The 20,493-nt window shown below is 63.1% G+C and carries 18 protein-coding genes and 2 tRNA genes; 17 read left to right on the top strand and 3 right to left on the bottom strand.

Annotated elements, in window-relative coordinates; all coding sequences use genetic code 11:
• The first annotated feature begins 56 nt into the window (after nt 1-56).
• Both argB and GJE22_RS08545 read left to right on the top strand, forming a co-directional pair.
• Entirely contained in the window at nt 57-1,028 is a 972-nt protein-coding gene (gene argB, locus GJE22_RS08550) for an acetylglutamate kinase (RefSeq protein ID WP_144688779.1), read from the top strand.
• A 38-nt stretch (nt 1,029-1,066) separates the two neighbouring features.
• Nucleotides 1,067-2,353, top strand: a complete 1,287-nt coding sequence (locus tag GJE22_RS08545; RefSeq protein ID WP_144688778.1) for an aminotransferase class III-fold pyridoxal phosphate-dependent enzyme — start codon at nt 1,067-1,069, stop codon at nt 2,351-2,353.
• 182 nt (nt 2,354-2,535) lie between these two features.
• Here GJE22_RS08545 and GJE22_RS08540 read toward each other — a convergent pair.
• Nucleotides 2,536-2,611 (bottom strand) — tRNA-Val (locus GJE22_RS08540).
• A 112-nt stretch (nt 2,612-2,723) separates the two neighbouring features.
• On the opposite strand from GJE22_RS08540, the gene GJE22_RS08535 reads away from it, so the two are divergent.
• The 8 genes from GJE22_RS08535 (at nt 2,724) to GJE22_RS08500 (ending at nt 8,930) form a co-directional block, all read left to right on the top strand.
• Nucleotides 2,724-3,653, top strand: coding sequence for an HAD family hydrolase (locus tag GJE22_RS08535; protein WP_144688777.1), 930 nt, complete (start codon nt 2,724-2,726; stop codon nt 3,651-3,653).
• Nucleotides 3,653-4,558, top strand: a complete 906-nt coding sequence (murI, locus tag GJE22_RS08530) for a glutamate racemase (RefSeq protein WP_144688794.1) — start codon at nt 3,653-3,655, stop codon at nt 4,556-4,558. The genes GJE22_RS08535 and murI overlap by 1 nt, the downstream gene beginning before the upstream one ends.
• 214 nt (nt 4,559-4,772) lie before the next feature.
• Nucleotides 4,773-5,513: a ribonuclease PH gene (gene rph / locus GJE22_RS08525; RefSeq protein ID WP_144688776.1), complete on the top strand. Its 741-nt coding sequence runs from the start codon at nt 4,773-4,775 to the stop codon at nt 5,511-5,513.
• 337 nt (nt 5,514-5,850) lie between these two features.
• Nucleotides 5,851-6,588 (top strand): RdgB/HAM1 family non-canonical purine NTP pyrophosphatase, encoded by a 738-nt coding sequence (gene rdgB / locus GJE22_RS08520; RefSeq protein ID WP_144688775.1) that lies wholly within the window; start codon nt 5,851-5,853, stop codon nt 6,586-6,588.
• The gene (gene dtd, locus GJE22_RS08515; RefSeq protein ID WP_087185868.1) at nt 6,585-7,031 is read left to right on the top strand and encodes a D-aminoacyl-tRNA deacylase; all 447 of its coding nucleotides are present in this window, start codon (nt 6,585-6,587) and stop codon (nt 7,029-7,031) included. Before rdgB ends, dtd begins: the two co-directional genes overlap by 4 nt.
• Before the next feature lie 583 nt (nt 7,032-7,614).
• Nucleotides 7,615-7,911: a Veg family protein gene (locus GJE22_RS08510; RefSeq protein WP_019128947.1), complete on the top strand. Its 297-nt coding sequence runs from the start codon at nt 7,615-7,617 to the stop codon at nt 7,909-7,911.
• Nucleotides 7,901-8,815, top strand: coding sequence for a 4-(cytidine 5'-diphospho)-2-C-methyl-D-erythritol kinase (gene ispE / locus GJE22_RS08505; RefSeq protein WP_144688774.1), 915 nt, complete (start codon nt 7,901-7,903; stop codon nt 8,813-8,815). The genes GJE22_RS08510 and ispE overlap by 11 nt, the downstream gene beginning before the upstream one ends.
• 38 nt (nt 8,816-8,853) lie before the next feature.
• Nucleotides 8,854-8,930: transfer RNA gene (locus GJE22_RS08500), tRNA-Pro, on the top strand.
• 43 nt (nt 8,931-8,973) lie between these two features.
• Here GJE22_RS08500 and GJE22_RS08495 read toward each other — a convergent pair.
• Nucleotides 8,974-10,422 carry a helix-turn-helix transcriptional regulator gene (locus GJE22_RS08495; protein WP_144688773.1) on the bottom strand — a complete coding sequence of 483 codons (1,449 nt, stop codon included), beginning with the start codon at nt 10,420-10,422 and terminating at the stop codon, nt 8,974-8,976.
• 201 nt (nt 10,423-10,623) lie between these two features.
• Between GJE22_RS08495 and GJE22_RS08490 the strand changes: the two genes are divergently transcribed.
• From GJE22_RS08490 to lysS, 5 genes are all read left to right on the top strand, one after another.
• The gene (locus GJE22_RS08490; protein WP_144688772.1) at nt 10,624-11,820 is read left to right on the top strand and encodes a M20 metallopeptidase family protein; all 1,197 of its coding nucleotides are present in this window, start codon (nt 10,624-10,626) and stop codon (nt 11,818-11,820) included.
• A gap of 229 nt (nt 11,821-12,049) precedes the next feature.
• Nucleotides 12,050-13,531, top strand: a complete 1,482-nt coding sequence (locus tag GJE22_RS08485) for a YfcC family protein (protein ID WP_144688771.1) — start codon at nt 12,050-12,052, stop codon at nt 13,529-13,531.
• 260 nt (nt 13,532-13,791) lie between these two features.
• Nucleotides 13,792-14,052, top strand: a complete 261-nt coding sequence (tatA, locus tag GJE22_RS08480; RefSeq protein WP_022349674.1) for a twin-arginine translocase TatA/TatE family subunit — start codon at nt 13,792-13,794, stop codon at nt 14,050-14,052.
• Between the two features lie 125 nt (nt 14,053-14,177).
• The gene (locus GJE22_RS08475) at nt 14,178-14,645 is read left to right on the top strand and encodes a GreA/GreB family elongation factor (RefSeq protein ID WP_019128953.1); all 468 of its coding nucleotides are present in this window, start codon (nt 14,178-14,180) and stop codon (nt 14,643-14,645) included.
• 187 nt (nt 14,646-14,832) lie between these two features.
• Nucleotides 14,833-16,860, top strand: coding sequence for a lysine--tRNA ligase (gene lysS / locus GJE22_RS08470; RefSeq protein WP_144688770.1), 2,028 nt, complete (start codon nt 14,833-14,835; stop codon nt 16,858-16,860).
• A 225-nt stretch (nt 16,861-17,085) separates the two neighbouring features.
• Here the strand turns inward: lysS and GJE22_RS08465 are convergent, their stop codons facing one another.
• Nucleotides 17,086-17,733 (bottom strand): zinc ribbon domain-containing protein, encoded by a 648-nt coding sequence (locus GJE22_RS08465; RefSeq protein ID WP_186297449.1) that lies wholly within the window; start codon nt 17,731-17,733, stop codon nt 17,086-17,088.
• 249 nt (nt 17,734-17,982) lie between these two features.
• Between GJE22_RS08465 and GJE22_RS08460 the strand changes: the two genes are divergently transcribed.
• Together GJE22_RS08460 and ychF are read left to right on the top strand one after the other, a co-directional pair.
• Nucleotides 17,983-19,248, top strand: coding sequence for a 4Fe-4S binding protein (locus GJE22_RS08460; protein ID WP_144688768.1), 1,266 nt, complete (start codon nt 17,983-17,985; stop codon nt 19,246-19,248).
• A 165-nt stretch (nt 19,249-19,413) separates the two neighbouring features.
• Entirely contained in the window at nt 19,414-20,490 is a 1,077-nt protein-coding gene (ychF, locus tag GJE22_RS08455) for a redox-regulated ATPase YchF (protein WP_087185944.1), read from the top strand.
• Nucleotides 20,491-20,493: the final 3 nt, after the last annotated feature.

Raw genomic sequence — 20,493 nt, 5'->3', positions numbered from 1 at the left:
GACCCACCGCGGGCCGGTGATCGGACCGGGCCCCGCAGGCGTATGGGAGGATGAGCATGAAGTACGCACGCGATGCCAAGCCGTCGCTCAATAGCGACCAGACCGCCCAGCTGCTCTTCGAGGCGCTGCCGTGGATCAAGAGCCTTACCGGCCGCACGGTCGTGATCAAATACGGCGGCGCCGCCATGGTCGATGCCAAGCTGCGCTCGGATGTGATGAGCGACATCCTGCTGCTCAAGATTATCGGTGCGCGCATCGTGATCGTTCACGGCGGCGGCGCGGCCATCAACGAGGCGCTCAAGCACTACGACCTTCCCGTGGAGTTCAAGGATGGCCAGCGCGTGACCACGCCGGAAGCGATGGAGATCGTGCGCGAGGTCCTTGTGGGCAAGGTGAACCAGGAGCTCGTGGCTGCCATCAACCAGCACGGCAACGTTGCGGTGGGTGTTTCGGGGAGTGATGCGGGCACGATCGTTGCCGAGCAGCTCGATCCCGGCCTTGGCCGCGTGGGGCGTGTTACGCGCGTTAATGCCGACTACCTCGAGAGCCTCATGGACAACGACTATATCCCCGTGGTCGCGACCGTTGCGCAGGGGGAGGACGGCGGCTTCTTCAACATCAACGCCGACGTTGCGGCGGGGGCCGTCGCTAAGGCCGTGCATGCGCACAAGATTATCTACCTCACGGATGTCGACGGCCTCTATGAGGATTTCTCTGATAAGAGCTCGCTCATCTCGAACCTCACGCTCGAGGAGACCGAGGCGCTGCTCGCGCGTGGCGACATCGACAAGGGCATGATTCCCAAGCTGCAATCGTGCGTGGGAGCGCTGCGCGGCGGGGTGTTCCGCGCGCACATCATCAACGGCACCACGCCGCATTCGCTGCTGCTCGAGCTCCTGACCGACACCGGCTTGGGCACCGTGATGCATTCCACAATGGAGTCGTACGAGCAGGACCGGCATCCCCACCCGCTCGGCGCGTTCGCGTCGCGCTTGGCAGAGGCGGATGAGGACGCCGAGTCGCGTTAGGCAGAGAGATACACCAGGCAATGGAGAGGAAGAAGACGATGACATTCGATCAAGAGCGCGCGCTCGATAACGAGTTCGTGATGCATACATACGGTAGGAGCCAAGTGGAGTTTGTGGAAGGCGCCGGCATGACGCTCAAGGACGCCGAGGGCCGCGAATACCTCGACTTCCTGGCGGGTATCGGGGTATGCTGCCTGGGCCATGGGCACCCAGCGGTGGTCGGCGCGGTCGAGCGCCAGGCCACAGAGCTCATGCACGTATCGAATTACTTCTACATCGAGCATCGCGGCGAGGTCGCGGCGCTGCTTTCCAAGCTTGCTAACGACGATCTTGCGGGCGCCGGTGTGCTTGCCCGTGCTATCGCCGAGGGCGATGCCGAGGCCGTGCGTGCCGCTGCTGCCCCGCAAGAGGGCGAGCAGGTTTGGAAAACCTTCTTCTCCAATTCGGGAGCCGAGGCCAACGAGTGCTCCATGAAGCTTTCGCGCCTGTATGCCAAGCGGTGCGGCAACGGCGGGAACACGATTGTCTGCCTGCGCGGCGGCTTCCACGGCCGCACGCTCGAGACGCTTGCCGCCACCATGCAAAATCGCCTGCAGGACGCCTTCCGTCCGCTCCCGGGCGGGTTCGTGGCATGCACGCCCAACGACATTGATGAGCTGCGCGAGGTTTTTGCCCAGCTTGGAGGCGAGATCTGCGCCGTCATGCTCGAGCCCATTCAGGGCGAAAGCGGCGTGCACCCGCTCGACGCGGCATTCGTTCAAGAGGCAGCTCGCCTTGTGCACGAGGTGGGCGGCGTGCTCATCTCCGACGAGGTCCAGGCGGGTGTGTTCCGCACGGGGAAGCCGTTCGCAATCCAGCGCGCAGGCGTGGTGCCGGATATCATGAGCCTGGCGAAGGGCATCGCGGGCGGTGTGCCGGCTGGTGCATGCGTGGCGCGCGCGGAGGTGGCGGACGCCTTCAAGCCGGGCGATCACGGCTCGACCTTCGGCGGGAGCTGTCTTGCCGTGGCTGCTGCCGAGTCTACGCTCTGCGAGCTCGTGAACGGTGGGTATGCCGGCAAGGCGGCCGAGGTTGGCGCCTATATGGCCGAGCAGCTCGAGAAGGTGCCGCATGTGGTCGAGGTGCGCGGCGCGGGCCTCATGCTCGGCTGCGATCTGGATGAGGGTGCGGGGGATGCGCACGATGTGGTGACCGCCGCTCTCGAAGCGGGAGCGGTCATCAACGCGACGGGCGCCCACACCCTTCGCTTCCTGCCGCCGCTTATCTGCACGAAGGAGAATGTGGACGAGCTTGCCCAGATCCTCACCTCCGTTTTGAGCTGTTGATAAAACGAACCCGGTTCGTTTTATCAACAGCCCCGGATCGCTGCGCGGCTTTGCCGCCTTGCGTCGCGTGCTGGCAAAGACGCTCGCGCGCTTTGCGCAGCTCGCGACCCTGCGGGTTCGAATCCCTCTGTGATGGGCATGAAAATGAAAAGACCCCGCGTGTGCGGGGTCAACAAAAACTATGGTGGGCGATGAGGGATTCGAACCCCCAGCCTTGTGCGTGTAAAGCACCTGCGCTAACCGTTGCGCCAATCGCCCGTGGAGTCTGAGTATAGCCGAATTCGCTCGCTGACGGCAACGGGACATATCTTATGATAGGGACAAACCGCAATTGCATTTGCGCGCAAGCCACGATCAAAGCGGAGGATGCATGCCGATTACCTATCTGCCCGAGGCTCTCAGCGGCGAAAACACCGATGAGGCTCTGCGCGAGCGCCTTGCTCGCGTGCGCTATGTGTTCACAGATCTTGACGGCACGATGATGGGGCCTGGCTCTACGGTGCTCGCAAACGCAGCGGGCGAACCAAGTTGCGCCTTCGTGGAGACGCTCATCGCGCTCAAGCAGACGGGAATCGAGGTCATCCCGTGCTCGGGCCGGAATCGCTCCATGCTGCACGAGGATTCGCGCGTGCTCGGCCTCACCTCCTACATCGGTGAGATGGGTGGCATCATCATGATCGATCGCCCACATGATACCTGGGAGTACTTCACGGCGGAGATGGACTACGATCCCGCCTGCGGGCTCACGCCGCATGAGGTTATCGAGCAGACCGGGCTTTGCGACCAGTTCATCTCGCGCTGGCCGGGGCTCATCGAATTCCATAACGACATGTCGAACGGCTATAAGCATCGCGAGGTTACCATCGGCCTGCGCGGCGAGGTGCCAGACGAGGAGGCGATCGCGCTGCTCGACGCCTCGGGCATGGCGCTCGACTGGGGCGACAACGGCTTTCTCAACTACATCTCAGCGCCCACGACGCTTCATCTGCCTGAAGGGGTGCGCGGCCGTGCGTTCAACATCATGCCGAAGGGCTTGGGCAAGGGGCGTGCCATCGAGCGCTTCTGCGAGCTTCGCGGTATCGACCGCTCCGAGACGCTCGCTATCGGCGACTCGTCGTCCGATTTCCTCATGGCCGATGCCGTGGCGCAGTTCATCATGGTGGAGAATGCGCTGGGCGACCCGCACGCCGATGCTCTTCTCGAGAAGCACCCCAAGACCGTGGTGGCGCGCGGACGCATCGTTGATGGCTGGGTGAACGCCATGCGCTGCCTGCTGGAGGCGCAGGGGAGGCGGATGTGATGGATGACCGCTGCGTCAGCCCCCTCGCCTACGATAACCGCCCGATTGGCGTCTTCGACTCGGGCTTGGGCGGGCTCACCGTTGCGCGCTCGATCGCGACGTCGCTCTCCCACGAATCGATTTACTACGTGGGCGATACGAAGCGCTGCCCCTATGGACCGCGCTCGGAGAACGAGGTGCGCACCTTCGCCCTGCAAGCGGGGCGCTGGCTCGAGGCACATGATGTCAAGATCATCGTGATTGCCTGCAATACCGCGACCGCGGCGGCGCTCACCGTGGCGCAGCAGACGCTCGACGTTCCCGTGATCGGCGTGATCGCTCCGGGCGCGCGGGCGGCTATCAACACGACGCGCACGCGGAAGGTGGGCGTGCTCGCTACGGAGCTCACGGTGCGGTCGGGCGCATACACGCGAGCCATCCAGAGTCTCGATGCGGGCGTGGATGTATACGGGTGCCCCGCTCCAAGCTTCGTGAACATCGTCGAGCGCGAGCTGGCCACGGGCGCGCATCTGCAGGAGCGTTGGCTCGAAGACGGCGATATCTTCGATACCCCCGAGATTCGTTCCGAAGTAGCGAGGACGCTCTCGCCGATCGCCGATACCGAGGTGGACACCGTGGTGCTCGGCTGCACGCATTTTCCGCTGCTTGCAGGGCCCATCCGCCATGCGCTTGGCACGGGCGTGCGGGTGGTGTCGTCTGCGGAGGAGACCACGCGCGAGCTCAAAGACATCCTGCACCGCCGCGGACAGCTTGCCGCGGCCGATGTGGAGCCTCAGCACCGGTTTGCAACAACCTCGGATAACATTGCCGAGTTCGCGGCGGCGGGAAGCTTCATCTTCGGGCAACCGCTCAAGAGCATCGTGCATGTAGACCTTGGCGAGCTTGAGGAGATGTACCGCCGCTAGGCCTTGGAGCCCGCCTGCTGCGGGGGGCAGCCGCGAGGCTGCGGGGCTCGCAGGCCCCGGGGCGACCTGCCGCTGGGTTGCGGGGATGATCAGCAGGGCGCGGGGGACGCACGGCGCGCGGCAGAGGGCGGCTTGCCGCCAGCCCGCAAAACCTGTCATACGGGAGCCGGCACGGCCGGTTCTTGCCATAGTGAGATACGATGGGGAGGAAACCTTGGATTATATGGAAATCGATCGCGCAAACGGCCGCGCGATGGACGAGATGCGCGAAGTGGCGCTTACCCGCGAGGTGCTCAAGCATGCGCTGGGGTCGTGCCTCGTGGAGTTCGGCGATACCCGTGTGCTCTGCGCGGCGACGATCGAGGAGGGCGTGCCCGGTTGGCGCCGTGCGAGCCGTGCCGGATGGGTTACGGCGGAGTACGCGATGCTTCCCGCCTCGACGGGTCGGCGCGTGCCGCGCGAGCGGGCGAGCCGCAAGGGCCGCTCGATGGAGATTGAGCGTCTCATCGGCCGAAGCTTGCGCACCGTTACCAACCTCCGTGCCCTCGGCGAGTATACGGTTACGGTGGACTGCGATGTAATTCAGGCAGACGGCGGAACGCGTACCGCGGCGGTGACCGGAGCTTGGGTGGCGCTGCACGATGCCCTCATGGCGTGGGTCGAGGCCGGAAAGATCGCGCGACTGCCGCTTACGGGCCAGGTCGCCGCGGTTTCGATGGGCGTGGTGGACGGCTGCGAGCTGCTCGACCTCGATTACCGCGAGGACTCTCGTGCTGAGGTGGACATGAACCTCGTGGCGACCGACACGGGCGAGATCGTCGAGATTCAGGGCACGGGCGAGCGCACGCCATTCGACCGGCAGCGGCTCGGAAGGCTGCTCGATATGGGTGATAAGGGCATCGAGAAGTTGATCGGGCTCCAGAACCAGGTTACGGCGTTTCGGGACGAGGACTAGTCGAGAGTGCTCCTAGGATTCCCTTATGGGCAATCAGAAGTTTCCACGCAAACGTCCTCGCCGCTTCGCGGCTGCGGAATGTTTGCTTAGGAAACATCCGATTGCCCTTCTAGGACCGCCGTATATCGTCCCGCGCGCAGTTTCGCAGGAGCATCGGCTTTGCCGATGCGACGAGAATGTTTGAGCACGGGATGATATGCGGCGGACCGTTCCGTAGGATGTTCGATAACGTTTGCCGCGGCGAGGACGTTTGCGTGGAACCATGCGGGTCCTCCGGCAGGTGCGGTTCGTAGGCAAGCGGTTTTATTGCAGCGCGATAGGAGAGGAAGAAGTTCTCATGGCGTTAGAAAAGATTGATGCGGCTGCGCTCGATCCGGCGCGTACGGTGGTCGTTGCCACGGGGAATGCGCATAAGCTCGTCGAGATCGAGGAAATCTTGGGGCGCGCGCTTCCGGAGATGACGTTCGTAGCGCTTTCTCAGCTCGGGGATTTCGAGGACCTGGAAGAAACGGGCACCACTTTTGCGGAGAACGCCATCATCAAGGCGGAGGCGGCCGTGGCGGCGACGGGCCTCACGGCAGTTGCAGACGATTCGGGCCTCATGGTCGATGCGCTCGGCGGTGAACCAGGCGTCTATTCGGCGCGCTATGCCGGTGTGCACGGCGACGATGCCGCCAACAATGCCAAGCTTCTTGCCAAGCTAGAGGGAGTTGAGGATGCTGCGCGCGCGGCGCGCTTCGTGAGCTCGATTGCCTTCATCGAGCCCGACGGTCTCGTCACCATGGGCGAGGGTACCTGCGAGGGCGTGGTGGACCATGCCGAGCGCGGCACGCATGGGTTTGGCTACGACCCGCTCTTCCTGCCCGATGACACGCCGGGCAAGACCATGGCCGAGCTCACGCCAGAGGAGAAAAACGCCATCAGCCACCGCTTCCATGCGCTCGAAGACCTGTGCGCCAAGCTCAGCGCCCGGCGCGATGCCTCTGCACTGGCGGATGAGGGAGTCGCTGCTCCGGTCGAGGATGCCGAGCGCGTCTCCCCGCAGGCTGCCACCCCGGAGGAGGGTGTGCAATGAGAGCGGTCGTTCAGCGCGTTACACGGGCGAGCGTCACCATCGACGGCGAGGTAACCGGCAGTATCGGCCAAGGGTACCTCGTCCTTCTTGGCGTTGGTGCCGACGACACGCGCGCGGAGGCAGACCGTCTCTGGAAGAAGCTATTCGGCCTGCGCATTATGGAAGACGAGGATGGCAAAACCAACCGTTCCATTGACGATGTAGGTGGCGAGGTGCTCGTGGTGTCGCAGTTCACGCTCTTTGCGGATTGCCGCCGCGGGCGCCGGCCCTCGTTCACCGCGGCAGGCGACCCAGCGCACGCAAACGAGCTCTACGAGTACTTCGTGCAGCTGGCACGCCAAGACGTCTCGCGCGTTGCCACGGGAACGTTTGGCGCGAACATGCAGGTGGAGCTTGTAAACGACGGGCCCTTCACCATCGTGCTCGACACCGATACGCTGTAGCGTCCTCCTGTTTGGCGCCGATGCGCTACGGCGTGCCTGCTAGGCTACGCGCGCTGTAGCGCGCCCCTGCTCGGCAGCGCGCGCTCGTTCTGAGCGTGACGCTGCTCTCTCTGCCCCGCGAACATGCATTAATTCAGCTCGCCAGCCCTAGTAGGCCAGCGATATACCTGGCTCGTTCCAAAAAGGTGTACACGAGCGTCAAAAAAAGCTTGAAATGAGGCTTTTCGTGACGCTCATGTACACCTTTTCCCGGCGCGCCGGGTTGATGCGGCGGATCATGTGCGTCGAGGGCTTGAGAAGCGCCCTCCTTGCCCGGAGTTGCCCCCTTCACGGTACCGCTGCCAACCCGGTGCTGCTCCCTTCATGGCACCGCTATCAACCCGACGCTGCTTCCTTCACGGTGCCGCCGCCAACCCGGTGCTGCCATCAGCATGGTACGGTCGGGCGCGGGCGGGCCATCAACCGGTATGTGACGTTCCTGTACCGGGGGTTTTAGCGAGCTATTCGCGCTGCTATACTGAATCAGTTTTGACTAACTTGGGAGTACTGTGCCGATTTTCGGCGCATTACGGGAGGCATAGTAATGGACGAGCTCGAGGTCAACCACGTCGACGAAATCAAAGACAAGCTTGCGCAGATGGTGGGCGAGCGCGTGAAGGTCAAGGCCAACATGGGGCGCACCCGCGTTATCGAGCGCATGGGCACGGTCAAGACCGTTCACCCCGCTGTGTTCATCGTCGAGGTGAACGAGCGTCGTGGCCGCACCTCGCGCCAGAGCTACCAGTACGTCGACGTGCTCACCGGTACGGTCGAGCTCTTCGACCCGGAATCGGGGGAGCATATCTTCACGCCGCTCGGCAACCAGTCCGATGAGCACTAGCGCGTCCGACGAATCCAAAGGGGCGCTTGTCGTTATCGCGCCCGCGAAGGTTAACCTGTACCTCGGTGTTCACACGCAGCGAGATGACCGGGGCTATCATCGCGTTGATTCGGTCATGGCGGCGACGAGCCTAGCAGATGTTGTGACGCTTGCGCCGGCAGAGCGCCTTACGGTGCGCACCGTTCCCGAGGCAGATTTTCCCATGGAGCATAACACCGCCTACCGGGCGGCTTGTGCCTTGGGAGAGGCGTTTGGGCGAGAGCCATCGTTTGAAATCGTGATCGAGAAGCATATTCCGCTGCGTGCGGGGTTGGGCGGCCCATCATCAGATGCCGCGGCGACGCTCATGGGCCTCTGCCATGCATGGGGCATCAACCCGAGGGATGAGCGTGTCGATGCCATCGCTCGCTCCATTGGCGCCGATGTTCCCTTTTTTCTGTACGGGGCGCTCGCTTATTGCGATGGTGCGGGAGACCGCCTGCGCGAGGCGTTTGAGCCGCTTGCGGGTATGCCTATTGTGCTCGTGAAACCCGTCTGCGCCGGTGTGACGGCCCGCGAGGCCTACGAGGTGTTCGACCAAGACCCGCCCTCTGCCGCCCCGCTCGATCCGCTGCTCGAGGCCCTGCGGGCGCACGATGCCGCCGAGGTTCCGGCACACATAGCGAATAACCTTGCCCCCGCGGCATGCGCGATCGCTCCCGAAATTGCAAGCGTTGTCTCGTGGCTGCGTGGCCAGGATGGGGTACTTGCCGCCCAGGTGACTGGTTCCGGAGCCTGCTCGTTCGCGCTCTGCGAGAGCATGGGGGCTGCTGAGCGCATCGCGCGCGACGCTGATTCGAAGTGCGGATGGTGGTCATGCGCAGCAACGATGGAGAAGTCCGGACTCTCTTTGCAAGTTTGCTAGCATTGTGGCGCGCGTTCTGCTAACATACCTTCTGCTAACGGGTTGTGGCTCAGTTTGGTAGAGCACCGCGTTCGGGACGCGGGGGTCGCTGGTTCAAATCCAGTCAACCCGACCAGCGAATTCAGGCAGGCCAGGGCGATGAGCTCTGGCCTGTTTTGCTATCTCGCTGCAGCGTGTGCAAGCTCCTCAACCAAATCGATAAGCTCCTGCTGGCTGTGGACATCGATCTTCTTGTAGATGTGGCGTGTATGCGTTTTCACCGTGTTCGCCGAGATGGTGAGGCGCTCCATGATCGATTTCCCGCTATGTCCGCGGGCGAGCAGTCCCAAGATCTCTCGTTCGCGGGCGGTGAGACCATGACGTTCGGCAAGCGAGTGCAGCGCGGCGTCTATGCCTTGGGCGTCGTCGGAAGGCGTGCGCGCGGGCCGCTCCTCGGCAACCTCAGCAGGAACGATCGCCTGGAAGAAGCGGCGGAAGCGAAAGCCGTCGAGCCCGATCCACACGAAGCAGAAGATGACGATTGAGAGCAAGGCGCTCGTTATAAGCAGGGCATCTGTCCAACCATTCGCCTGCGCGGTCATGATGCTCTCGGCAGCAGCGAACCCCACCGCAGACGAGCAGGATGAGACGGCGAACCCCAAGGGCACCACGGCGAGCGCACCTGTGGGATTGCGCGCCGCGATGCTCGCGAGGACCGAGAACATGAGCGCGTAGAAGCATTCTGAGCCGGCCTCGATGATCGTCGATGTTACCGACGTGGGCAAGGAGCTCGCTGGCGTGAGCAGGAAACCGGCGATTACGGTTACCGTGCAGAGCCGGAACGCAGCATCCTCATCGAAGGTGAAGCGTCGCGCGCGGCTCCATACGAGCAGGAGCGCACCGTAGGCGAGTGCAAGCAGCGCATACTGCCAACCCTGCATGGCGTTGAACCGCGTGGCGGTGGCGTAGCCGAAAGTGGTCTCGAACAGGGCTACGCATACGAAGAGCTTGCTCGAGAGCGGCACGAACGAGAAGGGGTTCGTCGTTTCGAGGTCGCGGGGGCTCGCCGCCTCGCGAATGCGGGCGAAGAGGTCGCGCTGGTTTATAGCACCCGTTCCTATGAGCATGCCGAGCATGATAATGCCGAAGAGTGCCGGCGCGGCCTCGGTGGCGGAGCGCAGAAGCGGCCAGATGGCGTACGAGATCGCGATGCCGGCAAGTGCGGCCACCATCGTGGGCGCGTTGCGCGGTATGCGCGAGAGCGCGAGTGCGGCGAGAATGGTTCCCCAACCTCGGCTCACGTTGAAGAGCGTATCGGTAACAAGGAAGAGCGTTCCGTCGGTAGGGTTGGCAAGAACGCTCTGCCACAGCAGCATCGCGACCGCGCCGCACACGGCAGCGGCGCATGAGCAGCCCGCAAGCGAAAGCGCCTTGGGGCATCGCCGCGCTACGATGGCAACGGGAACATAGAGCAGACCCGAGATAAACACGCTCACATTCATGAGGTCCGTGGACGCCGTGGGCAGAAGCACGCTGTTGTGCATGAGCATGACAAGCGAGACGAGCGCGACGAGAAACACGGCGATCGACCACGGCAACGCGGGCAGCTCTTTGCGCATTTCGGCCATGTAACCTCCCTCACCCATTTGGGGTGATACCGTTTATCTGCTCGTTCGTACCGTTCGCGCTCACATGTGCCGGGTGAATTTTCCGACGCATGAAACATGGTGGCGCGCGCCCATGCGTTCGGGCGAGCAATGCTTTAGTATCGTTTCACGACCAAACCCATCGCGTCAAGCGGGGCATATGCAAAGTAAAGGAGCGATGTGATGAGTACCGTAATCGATGAGGCAAAGGCGCTGCAGGAGCAGATCGTGCGCGATCGCCGTTGGCTGCACCAGCACCCGGAACTCGGCTTCGACTTGGACGAGACGTGCGCCTACGTGCGCGGGCGCCTGGAGGAAATGGGCTATGAGGTCTCGTCGCCCTGCCAGGGCGCGCTCCTCGCGCAGGTGGGCGATCCGGCGGCCGGCCCGGTGTTCATGCTTCGTGCCGATATGGATGCCCTGCCGGTTCAGGAGGCCACGGGGCTCGATTTCGCCTCAACGAATAACAACATGCATGCGTGCGGCCATGACACGCACACCGCTATGCTGCTTGGCGCTGCGAAGATCCTGAAGGATCATGAGGCGGAGCTGAAGGGTTGCGTGAAACTGCTCTTCCAGCCCGACGAGGAAGGTGTTGCTCCTGTGGAGTACTGCGGCGGTGACGCGGTGCTCGAGGCCGGCGTGCTCGAGAACCCGCATGTCGACGCGGTGGCGGCGCTGCACGTGCAAGCGCTCGAATTCGATGCCGGCGCCATCTATACGCGCAAGGGCACGATCTTCTCGTCGATCGACGATATCGATGTGCGCATCACCGGTTGCGGCGCGCACGGCTCCACCCCGCACCAGGGCATCGATCCCATCAACATCGCCTGCCATATCTACCAGGGTTTCCAAAACCTGATTGCGCGCGAGGTCGATCCTACGCAGACGTGCGTGGCAACGTTCGGCAAGATTGAATCGGGCCGCGCCGCAAACGTGATTCCCGATAGCGCTTCTATGCTCGGCACCCTGCGCACGCAGGATGCGGGCGTGCGCCAGGGCTTCAAAGAGCATGCGCAGCGCATGGTCAAGAGCATCGCCGAGGCGTTTGGCGGCACGGCGACCGTAGACTTCCTGCGCGGCGTGCCGAACACCTACAACGACCCCGCGCTTACCGAGGAGCTCGTGGGCTATGCGAACGAGCTTTTCGACGAGCCCGTGCAGGAACTCGAAGCGCCGTTCTCCGGCACCGACGACCTTGCCATCATCGCCGAGAACGCCCCCACGACCTACTTCATCCTCGGCACGGGCACGCTGCCGGGGCACGAGGGCTGCGGCATGCACCATCCCAACGTCGATTTCGACGAGACGGTGTTCTGGAAGGGCTCCGCTCTGCTTGCCAACAGCGCGCTTTCCTATCTGAGTCGCCATGCGGAGTAGGACGACTTCGCGCGGCGGGGCACACGTGGGGCGTCGAGTGCGCGGCTGACGCGCGCGGTCCTATGGAGAAGAGCCGTGCGGCTGGAGAACGGCCGCGCTCTCGACGCACCCCATCTCGAAGTTTCGATGCGCCCGCCCGTGCTCGTCTGCATCCGATCACTCGATCTTCTCAACGAACAACGGTTGTACGTGCCGGCTTTACGGATGAGCCGGCGGAAAAGGAGGACTCATGGCCGAAGCTGTCAAGAAAAAGAAGAAACGGGGCATGCCGACCTCGTTCACCATCCTCATCGGGTGCCTGATCTTCGTTGCTATCTGCACCTGGATCGTCGCGGCATTCACGCCCGACGTTACGGGCGCAACCCTTGCCCAGGTTATGCGCGCACCGTTCGACGGCTTCAAGAACGCCATCGACGTCTGCCTCTTCGTCATCGTGCTCGGCGGCTTCCTCGCCATGGTGAACAAGACGGGTGCGCTCGATGCAGGCATCGCCACGCTCGTTCGCAAGCTTGGTGACCGCGATACGCTGCTCATCCCGGTGCTCATGCTCGCATTCGGCATCTGCGGCTCCACCTACGGCATGATGGAGGAGACCATCCCCTTCTACATCCTGCTCGCATCGGTGACCTTCGCCATGGGCTTCGATTCCATGGTGGGCGCCCTCGTGGTGCTTCTGGGCGCCGGCCTGGGTACGCTCGGTTCCACGGTGAACCCGTTCTCGATCGCCATCGCGTCCTCGGCGCTTACCGATATGGGCATCGCGGTCAACCAGGGTACGCTCATCGCCGTGGGCTTCCTGCTCTTCGTGATCTCTGAGGTCATGGGCATCGCCTTCGTGATGAACTATGCCAAGAAGGTCAAGGCCGACCGCTCCAACTCTGCCATGACGGCCGATGAGCTCGCTCGCATGGACGCTGCCTATGCCGACGAGACCCGTGCGCTTGAGGACGAGCAGGCTTCGAACCTTAAGAACGCCGTGCTCACGGGCAAGCAGAAGCTCGTGCTCGTGCTGTTCGCGCTTTCGTTCCTCATCATGATCGTGTCGTTCATTCCGTGGGAGAGCTTCGGTATCAACATCTTCGCCATCGGCGGCACGGCCGACGATCCTTCGACGGCTTGGAGCGCCATCCTGACCGGCCTGCCGCTTGGCCAGTGGTACTTCACCGAGTGCGGCATCTGGTTCTTCGTGATTTCGATCGTGATTGGCTTCGTGGGCGGTCTGTCCGAGAAGGAGATCGTGAACACCTTCATCGACGGCTGCTCCACCATGATCTCGACCGCCCTCGTGATTGCCGTGGCCCGCGCCATCTCGGTGCTCATGGCCGAGACCGGGCTCGATGTCTTCGTGCTCAACGCTGCTGCCAACGCTCTGCGCGGCGTCTCCGCGGTGGTCTTCGCCCCGGCGAGCTACGCGCTCTACTTCGTGCTCTCGTTCCTCATCCCGTCGAGCTCCGGCATGGCGACGGTCTCCATGCCCATCATGGGGCCGCTGGCCGACAACCTCGGCTTCTCGCCCGACATCATGATCATGATCTACGTTGCCGCGCACGGCGTCGTGGCCATGATCACCCCCACGAACGGCGTTATCGTCTCGGGCCTGGAACTCGCGCACACGAGCTACACCACGTTCCTCAGGCTTACGCTTAAGTTCTTCATCGCGCTCACCCTGGTGACCGCTGCCGTGCTCACGGTGCTCATGCTCGTCCTGTAGGGCAGCAATGAAGCAGGAGGAAACGGCTGGCTAAGCAGGAGGTTCAAGCCGCTCCTTAGCGCGTGCAGGGCCATCCAGCCTTACCGAACGCTTACATCGCCCGATGGCCAAACCGTGCCGTCGGGCGATGTTTTGCCAGTATAGGAAGGTGTTTCGGAGGGATTGCCTAGACGCGTTGATAATATGGCGCGGTTGTCCGAGCAACGCTCGCGCGGTATACTCTTTCGAGCTTGTTTGACGTGTAACTGGAGGAAATCGTTATGATCCCTAAAGGTTTTGAGTGGATTGTCATCTTGGTCGTGGTCCTGGTCATCTTCGGGCCCAAGAACCTTCCAAAGCTCGGTAAGTCGCTTGGTTCCACGGTGAAGAACCTCCGTGAGGGCATGTCGAGCGACGACAAGACCGAGGAGGAGCCCGAGGAGAGCGCCGAGGACCGCGAGATTCGCGAGCTCGAGGAGAAGCTTGCCGAGGCAAAGAAGAAGAAGGAGTCCGGCGAGGACGAGGGCCCCATCTCCGAGTAAGGCGCAGCCTTCATCAAGGAGCTTTGTTCTTCCTATAGAGCGCATGCGGCCGACCTCCCCACGCGGGCGGTCGGCCGTTATTATGGTGGGTCGATGGTAGAAACGGCGTTAAAGGAGTCTTCCGCATGGCGAATGGCGAGGCACTGACCGACGAGGGCCGCAAGAAGCTCGAAGAGGAGCTTGCGTGGCGCGAGGGTGAACATAGGACTGAGATTGTCGAGCGCATCAAGGTCGCGCGCGACTTCGGCGACCTCTCGGAGAACTCCGAGTTCGACGATGCCAAGGAGGAGCAGGCCAAGAACGAGGCCCGCATCCGCGAGATCCGCAACACGCTCGCCCAGGTGGCCGAGTTCGACGCGGCGGGTATTCTTGGCGCTACGCTCGGTAGCACGGTGACCGTCGTCGACGCCGATGGCGAGATTCACGACTTCACGCTCGTGGGCTCGCGCGAGACCAACTCGCTCGAGAACCGCATCTCGATGGAGTCCCCGGTGGGCTCCGCCCTGGTGGGCCATGAGGTGGGCGAGACCGTCGAGGTCGTGCTGCCGTCTGGCAAGACGCGTACTTACACCATTACGAAGATCGCGCGCTAGGCCCCGGGTCGAGCGCAGAGCCGAATGCATGCTCCCTGGGACCGCGAGGCCTCGGGGAGCTTTTTGGTTCGCGGCGCTGGCGGGGTCGCACAGAGGCGATTTTGTTTGCGGTTGCAGCGGGGTCGCACCGAGTTTTACATGATGTTCTGGGCACATGGGGCCCACAGATAGCAAGGAGCAACAAGATATGAGCGAGACGCAGGAGAGCACGCAGAACGCGTCGGAGGCGGTGTCGACGCTGAATGACGAGCGCGCCCATCGCCTGTCCAAGCGCGCTGCCATCATGGAGGCCGGCGGCAATCCGTATCCGGAGCATTCCGAGGTTACGGCGCATGTCGTCGACATCGAGGCCAAGTATGCCGACCTCGAGGCGGGCGAAGACACCGATGACGTGGTGAGCATCGGTGGCCGCATCATGGCCAAGCGCGGCCAGGGAAAGATCGCCTTCGTGGTGGTGCGCGATACCACCGCCGAGATCCAGCTCTTCTGCCGCATCAACGAGATGCGCGAGGAGGACTGGGCCCTGCTGCAGGACCTGGACCTGGGCGACATCATCAATGTGACGGGCGTGATCGTGCGCACCAAGCGCGGCCAGCTCTCCATCGCTCCGAAGCGCCTGACGCTGCTCTCCAAGGCAGTGCGCCCGCTGCCCGAGAAGTTCCACGGCCTCTCCGACAAGGAGACCCGTTACCGCCAGCGCTACGTGGACCTCATCATGAATGACGACGTGCGCGAGACCTTCCGCAAGCGCTCGGCGATCGTCAGCGCTTTCCGCCGTTACATGGAAAACAATGGCTACATGGAGGTGGAGACGCCCATCCTGCAGACCATCCAGGGCGGCGCCACCGCGAAGCCGTTCATCACACACTTCAACGCGCTCAACCAGGAGTGCTACCTGCGTATCGCGACGGAGCTTCACCTGAAGCGCCTGCTCGTGGGCGGCTATGAGCGCGTGTTCGAGATCGGCCGCATCTTCCGCAACGAGGGCATGGACCAGACGCACAACCCCGAGTTTACCACCATGGAGGCGTATCGCGCCTACAGCGACCTCGAGGGCATGAAGGAGCTCGCCGAGGGTGTTATCAAGGCGGCCGCGAAGGCGGTCGGGCTCGAGGGCACCATCGTGTACCAGGATCAGAAGATCGACCTCTTCGGCGAGTGGCCGAGCCGCTCCATGACGGAGATTGTTTCCGAGGCCATGGGCCGTGAGCTCAACCTCGACACGCCAATTGAGGAGCTTCGCGCTGCGGCCGCCGAGTGCGGTATCGACGTCAACTCCGCTTGGGGTGCGGGCAAGCTCATCGCCGAGATCTACGACGAAAGGGGTGAGGAGAGCCTCATCAACCCGACCTTCGTGTGCGATTACCCCGTTGAGGTGAGCCCGCTCGCCAAGCGCCGCGAGGACGACCCGCGTCTCACGCACCGCTTCGAGCTGGTTATCGCCGGCCACGAGTACGCCAACGCGTTCTCTGAGCTCAACGACCCGGTGGACCAGGCCGAGCGCTTCGCCAAGCAGATGGAGGAGAAGGCCGGCGGCGACGACGAAGCCATGGAGTACGACGAGGATTACGTGCGTGCGCTCGAGTACGGCATGCCTCCCGCGGGTGGTATCGGCATCGGCATCGACCGCGTGGTCATGCTGCTCACCAATTCCGCGAGCATCCGCGACGTGCTGCTGTTCCCGCACATGCGCCCCGAGAAGGGAAGCGTCTCCGGTGCCGCCGCGCAGGCTGCTAAGGATGCCGCGCAGGCTGCTAAGGATGCCGCGCAGGCAGCTCAGGATGGTGCGGCGGGCGTTGCCGTCGCTCCGAACAAGATCCCTACCATCGATCCGTCCAAGATCGTGGTCGAGCCGCTCTTCGAGGACTTCGTGGATTTCGATACGTTCAGCAAGAGCGATTTCCGTGCGGTCAAGATCAAGAGTTGCGAGCCGGTGCCCAAGAGCAAGAAGCTGCTGAAGTTCACTATGGACGACGGCTCGGGCACGGACCGCGTGATTCTCTCTGGCATCAGCATGTATTACGAGCCGGAGGACCTGGTGGGCAAGACCTGCATCGCCATCACCAACTTGCCACCGCGTAAGATGATGGGAATCGATTCGTGCGGCATGCTCATCAGCGCCGTTCATGCCGAAGGGGAGGGCGAAGAGCCCGAGGAGCGCCTGAACCTCCTTATGGTGGACGACGCCATTCCGGCGGGTGCCAAGCTGTACTAAGGCTTGAGATAGCGCACGCTAAAAGGCGGGGCGGACGCTATACCATACGCTCGCATGCAAAAACGGCACCGCAGCTCATATTGGGCTGCGGTGCCGTTGGTTTAATTGGGTTGCGCTTCTCGGCGCGAATCGCCTGCGCTTCCGGAGCGCAGGCGCCCGGTCCTCAAAGTGAATCGAGCCAACCTCGAGGCGGTCACACGCGGCGCAAGGCAGATGCCAGCGCTCCTACTTGGACTTGATCATGTCGAGCACGCCGACGGCGATGCTTGCGATGCCAGCGAGGATGTAGAGCCACGCACCGAGCTCGAAGCTCACGGACACGTAACCGCCCATTTGGGCGTTGGCCTGGCCGGAGATTGCGAAAACGAGCAGAAGCGCGCCGATGCCACCGATGATGTTCAGGATGTTACCCTGCTTCTCCTTCAGGACGAGCACGCCCACCAGGCAGAGGATGCCGGGGATGAGGAACAGGATGTTCATGAACTCGCCGTCGAGATGCGACCCCATGAGGGTGATGCCGAAGGTCATCTGCATGGCGCTGATGCTCACGATGCCCGCGATGCCGTACAGCGGCAAGAAGAAGCTCACGAGCATGATCGCGCCGGCTACAAGCTTGATGATGCGGAAGAGCGCGGCGTTGCCCGAAGCAAGGTTTGCGAGCGAGGAGCCGCCGAAGCTCGTGGGCGCGCTGCTGGGGGTGGGCACCGGCCCGGGAACGGGCGACGGGTTCGGCGTGGAAGCCGGCCCCGGAATCGGCGCGGGCGCAGCGCCGGGCGCCGGCGTCGTATTGGCGGGCGCCTGGATCTGTGCACCGCAGGCGCCGCAGAACTTGGCATCATCGGCAAGCTGGGATCCGCATTTAGGGCAAAACATAGTGAGTCCTCTCTCTGTGTCGGGCGGGCGTTGTGCGCACGATGTATCGCATCCGGCCGCATGGCTCCACATACACACTTCACATTATGCCGCGAATCGGGACAGCGGTCTCGGTCATTCTTGGAAAGAATCGCGGAGCATGTCGTGCATGCGGATTCCACAACGGGTGCCGTACAATAGTGCGCGTCGAAACGTCCGATACGGATGCGGCGGGTATGCGCGGGCATCCGTTCAAGGGGAGGAACTCGCATGGCGCAGAAGCGCGACATGTTCGATGACATCATCGATATCACCAAGGGCCTGAGCGGCATCACCGAGCCGTTCAGCGATCTTACGAACGCGTTCTTGGGCAATCCCGAGCCCGAGGAGCGCGAGTGGAACCCGGCAGACTACAAGGAGAAGCCGCGGGCCAACGCGCTCTCGTGCCTTGCATGCCGGTCGACAAAGAGCTCGTGCCGGGCATGCGTGAAGATCTGTCCGGTGAATGCCATCGAGATTGAGGACGGCGGCATCGACGTGCTCGATTCCTGCCGTAAGTGCGGTCTATGCGCGCCGGTGTGCCCGACCGAGTCTATCCACGGCATGAAGCATCGCCCCAAAAAGTTTTACGATTCCGTGGCCGCTGCCGCCGCGGCGTATGAGACGGCGTATGTAACGTGCACGCGCGCCCTCAAGCGCATCCCGCGCGAAAACGAGGTCGTGCTCGGGTGCGTGGGCGAGGTCACGGCCGAGACCTGGTTCTCCATCCTTATGGACTTCCCTAACGTGAGCGTGTACCTGCCGCTCGACATCTGCGAGAATTGCCGCAACGCACAGGGCGAGGAGCTTCTGGGCGACGCCATCGCCACGGCGGAGGAATGGTCCGGCAGACCCATGGGCCTCGAGGTCGACGCGAAGGAGCTCTCCTGCACCAAGCGCCGCGAGTTCGAGCGCAAGGAATACATGGATAAGATCATGAAGACCACCGGCCTGGCGGTTTCCAAGCTGAACCCCGCGACGGCAGCGGTGACGACGGTCTCGCAGCGCATCAAGGACCACACCAAGAAGCTCTCTGCGCTCGAGCGCACGCTTGCGACCGCTACCGGCACGACATCGCAGAGACGACGCCGCGTGCTTACCCAGGGCAGGCAGCTGCTGCTCTCAACGCTGCAGGCGCATCCCGAGCTTGCCCCGAACGTGCAGGTGAGCACGCCCGTGTGCGATTTCGAGAAATGCACGCTCTGCGGCGACTGCATAGAGGCCTGCCCGCTCCATGCCTGCGATATCACCGATTCTGGTCGCTTTGCGGTAGAGTCCACGTACTGTGTGGGGTGCGGCCTGTGCGCGGAGGTATGCGAAACGCATGCGCTCACCATGGTGGAGCATGACGCGGCGGAGCTCGTGCTGCCTGATCCCGAGGCGGAGAAGAAGGCCGCCGAGGCAGCGAAGGCGCACGAGGAGGCCGAGAAGATGAAGGCAGAGGCCAAGAAAAAGCTCAGCGCTGCACTTGACCGTGTGGAGAAGCTCGCCGACTAGCTTCCCCTCGTTGCCGACTGTGCGTGTGGGGTGGCAAAAACGTCCGCTTACGGGTGGAGCTGCGCTGCGCGGGGCCTTATAATCAGACGGTGCAAACCGATGACGGGAGCGGTGGGGCGCACGCGTCGCACCGCTTCGCTGGTATACAAGACAGGATGGTATCTCGTGGCTCTTTCCATCGGCATTGTGGGCCTGCCCAACGTGGGCAAGTCGACGCTGTTCACCGCGCTCACCAAGAAGGGCGGCCTTGCTGCCAACTATCCGTTCGCGACCATCGACCCCAACGTGGGCATCGTGGACGTGCCCGACGACCGCCTGCAGGCGCTGGCGGATATCGTTCATCCCGGGCGCATCGTGCCGGCCACGGTGGAGTTCGTTGATATCGCCGGTCTGGTGAAGGGTGCGAACGAGGGCGAGGGCCTGGGCAACCAGTTCCTTGCGAACATCCGCGAGACCGACGCCATTTGCGAAGTCGTTCGCTATTTCAAGGATCCCAACGTCATGCGCGAGGTGGGGCGTACGGGCGAATTCGTCGACCCTGCCGCCGACGCCGATACCATCATGACCGAGCTCATCCTCGCCGACATTCAGACGCTCGAGAAGCAGATCCCTAAGCTCGAGAAGGAGGCGCGCCGCGACAAGGAGCTCGCCCCCAAGCTCGAGGTGGCGAAGCGCTTGGTCGCATGGCTGAACGAGGGCAACCGCGCCGCCGCCATGGAGATGACCGACGAGGAGCGCGCCGCCGCGAAGGGACTCTTCCTCCTCACCATGAAGCCGATGCTCTACGTGGCGAACGTGGACGAGGATATGCTCGGCGAAGAGCTCGAGCCCATCGACGGCGTGACGCCGATTCCCATCTGTGCCAAGGTGGAGGCGGAGCTCTCGGAGCTCGAGCCGGAGGACGCGGCGGAGTACCTGGAGTCGCTCGGCCTCGAGCGCCCCGGCTTGGACGTGCTTGCGCAGGCAGCCTACAAGCTGCTCGGTCTGCAGAGCTTCTTTACCGCCGGCGAGATGGAAGTCAAGGCCTGGACGGTGCGCCAGGGTGCCACGGCCCCGCAGGCGGCCGGCGTCATCCATACGGACTTCGAGCGCGGCTTCATCAAGGCCGAGGTCATCGGCTACGACGACTACGTTGAGCTCGGTGGCGAGCAGGGCGCTAAGGCGGCCGGCAAGCTCCGCATCGAGGGCAAGGATTACATCATGGCCGACGGTGACGTGGTACACTTCCGGTTCAACGTGTAGCAC

Origin of the sequence: Enorma shizhengliae (genome assembly GCF_009676995.1) — a bacterium.
Taxonomy (GTDB): domain Bacteria; phylum Actinomycetota; class Coriobacteriia; order Coriobacteriales; family Coriobacteriaceae; genus Enorma; species Enorma massiliensis.
The sequence above is the reverse complement of the archived record's forward strand: the minus strand, read 5'-3'. Positions and strand labels throughout refer to the sequence as shown.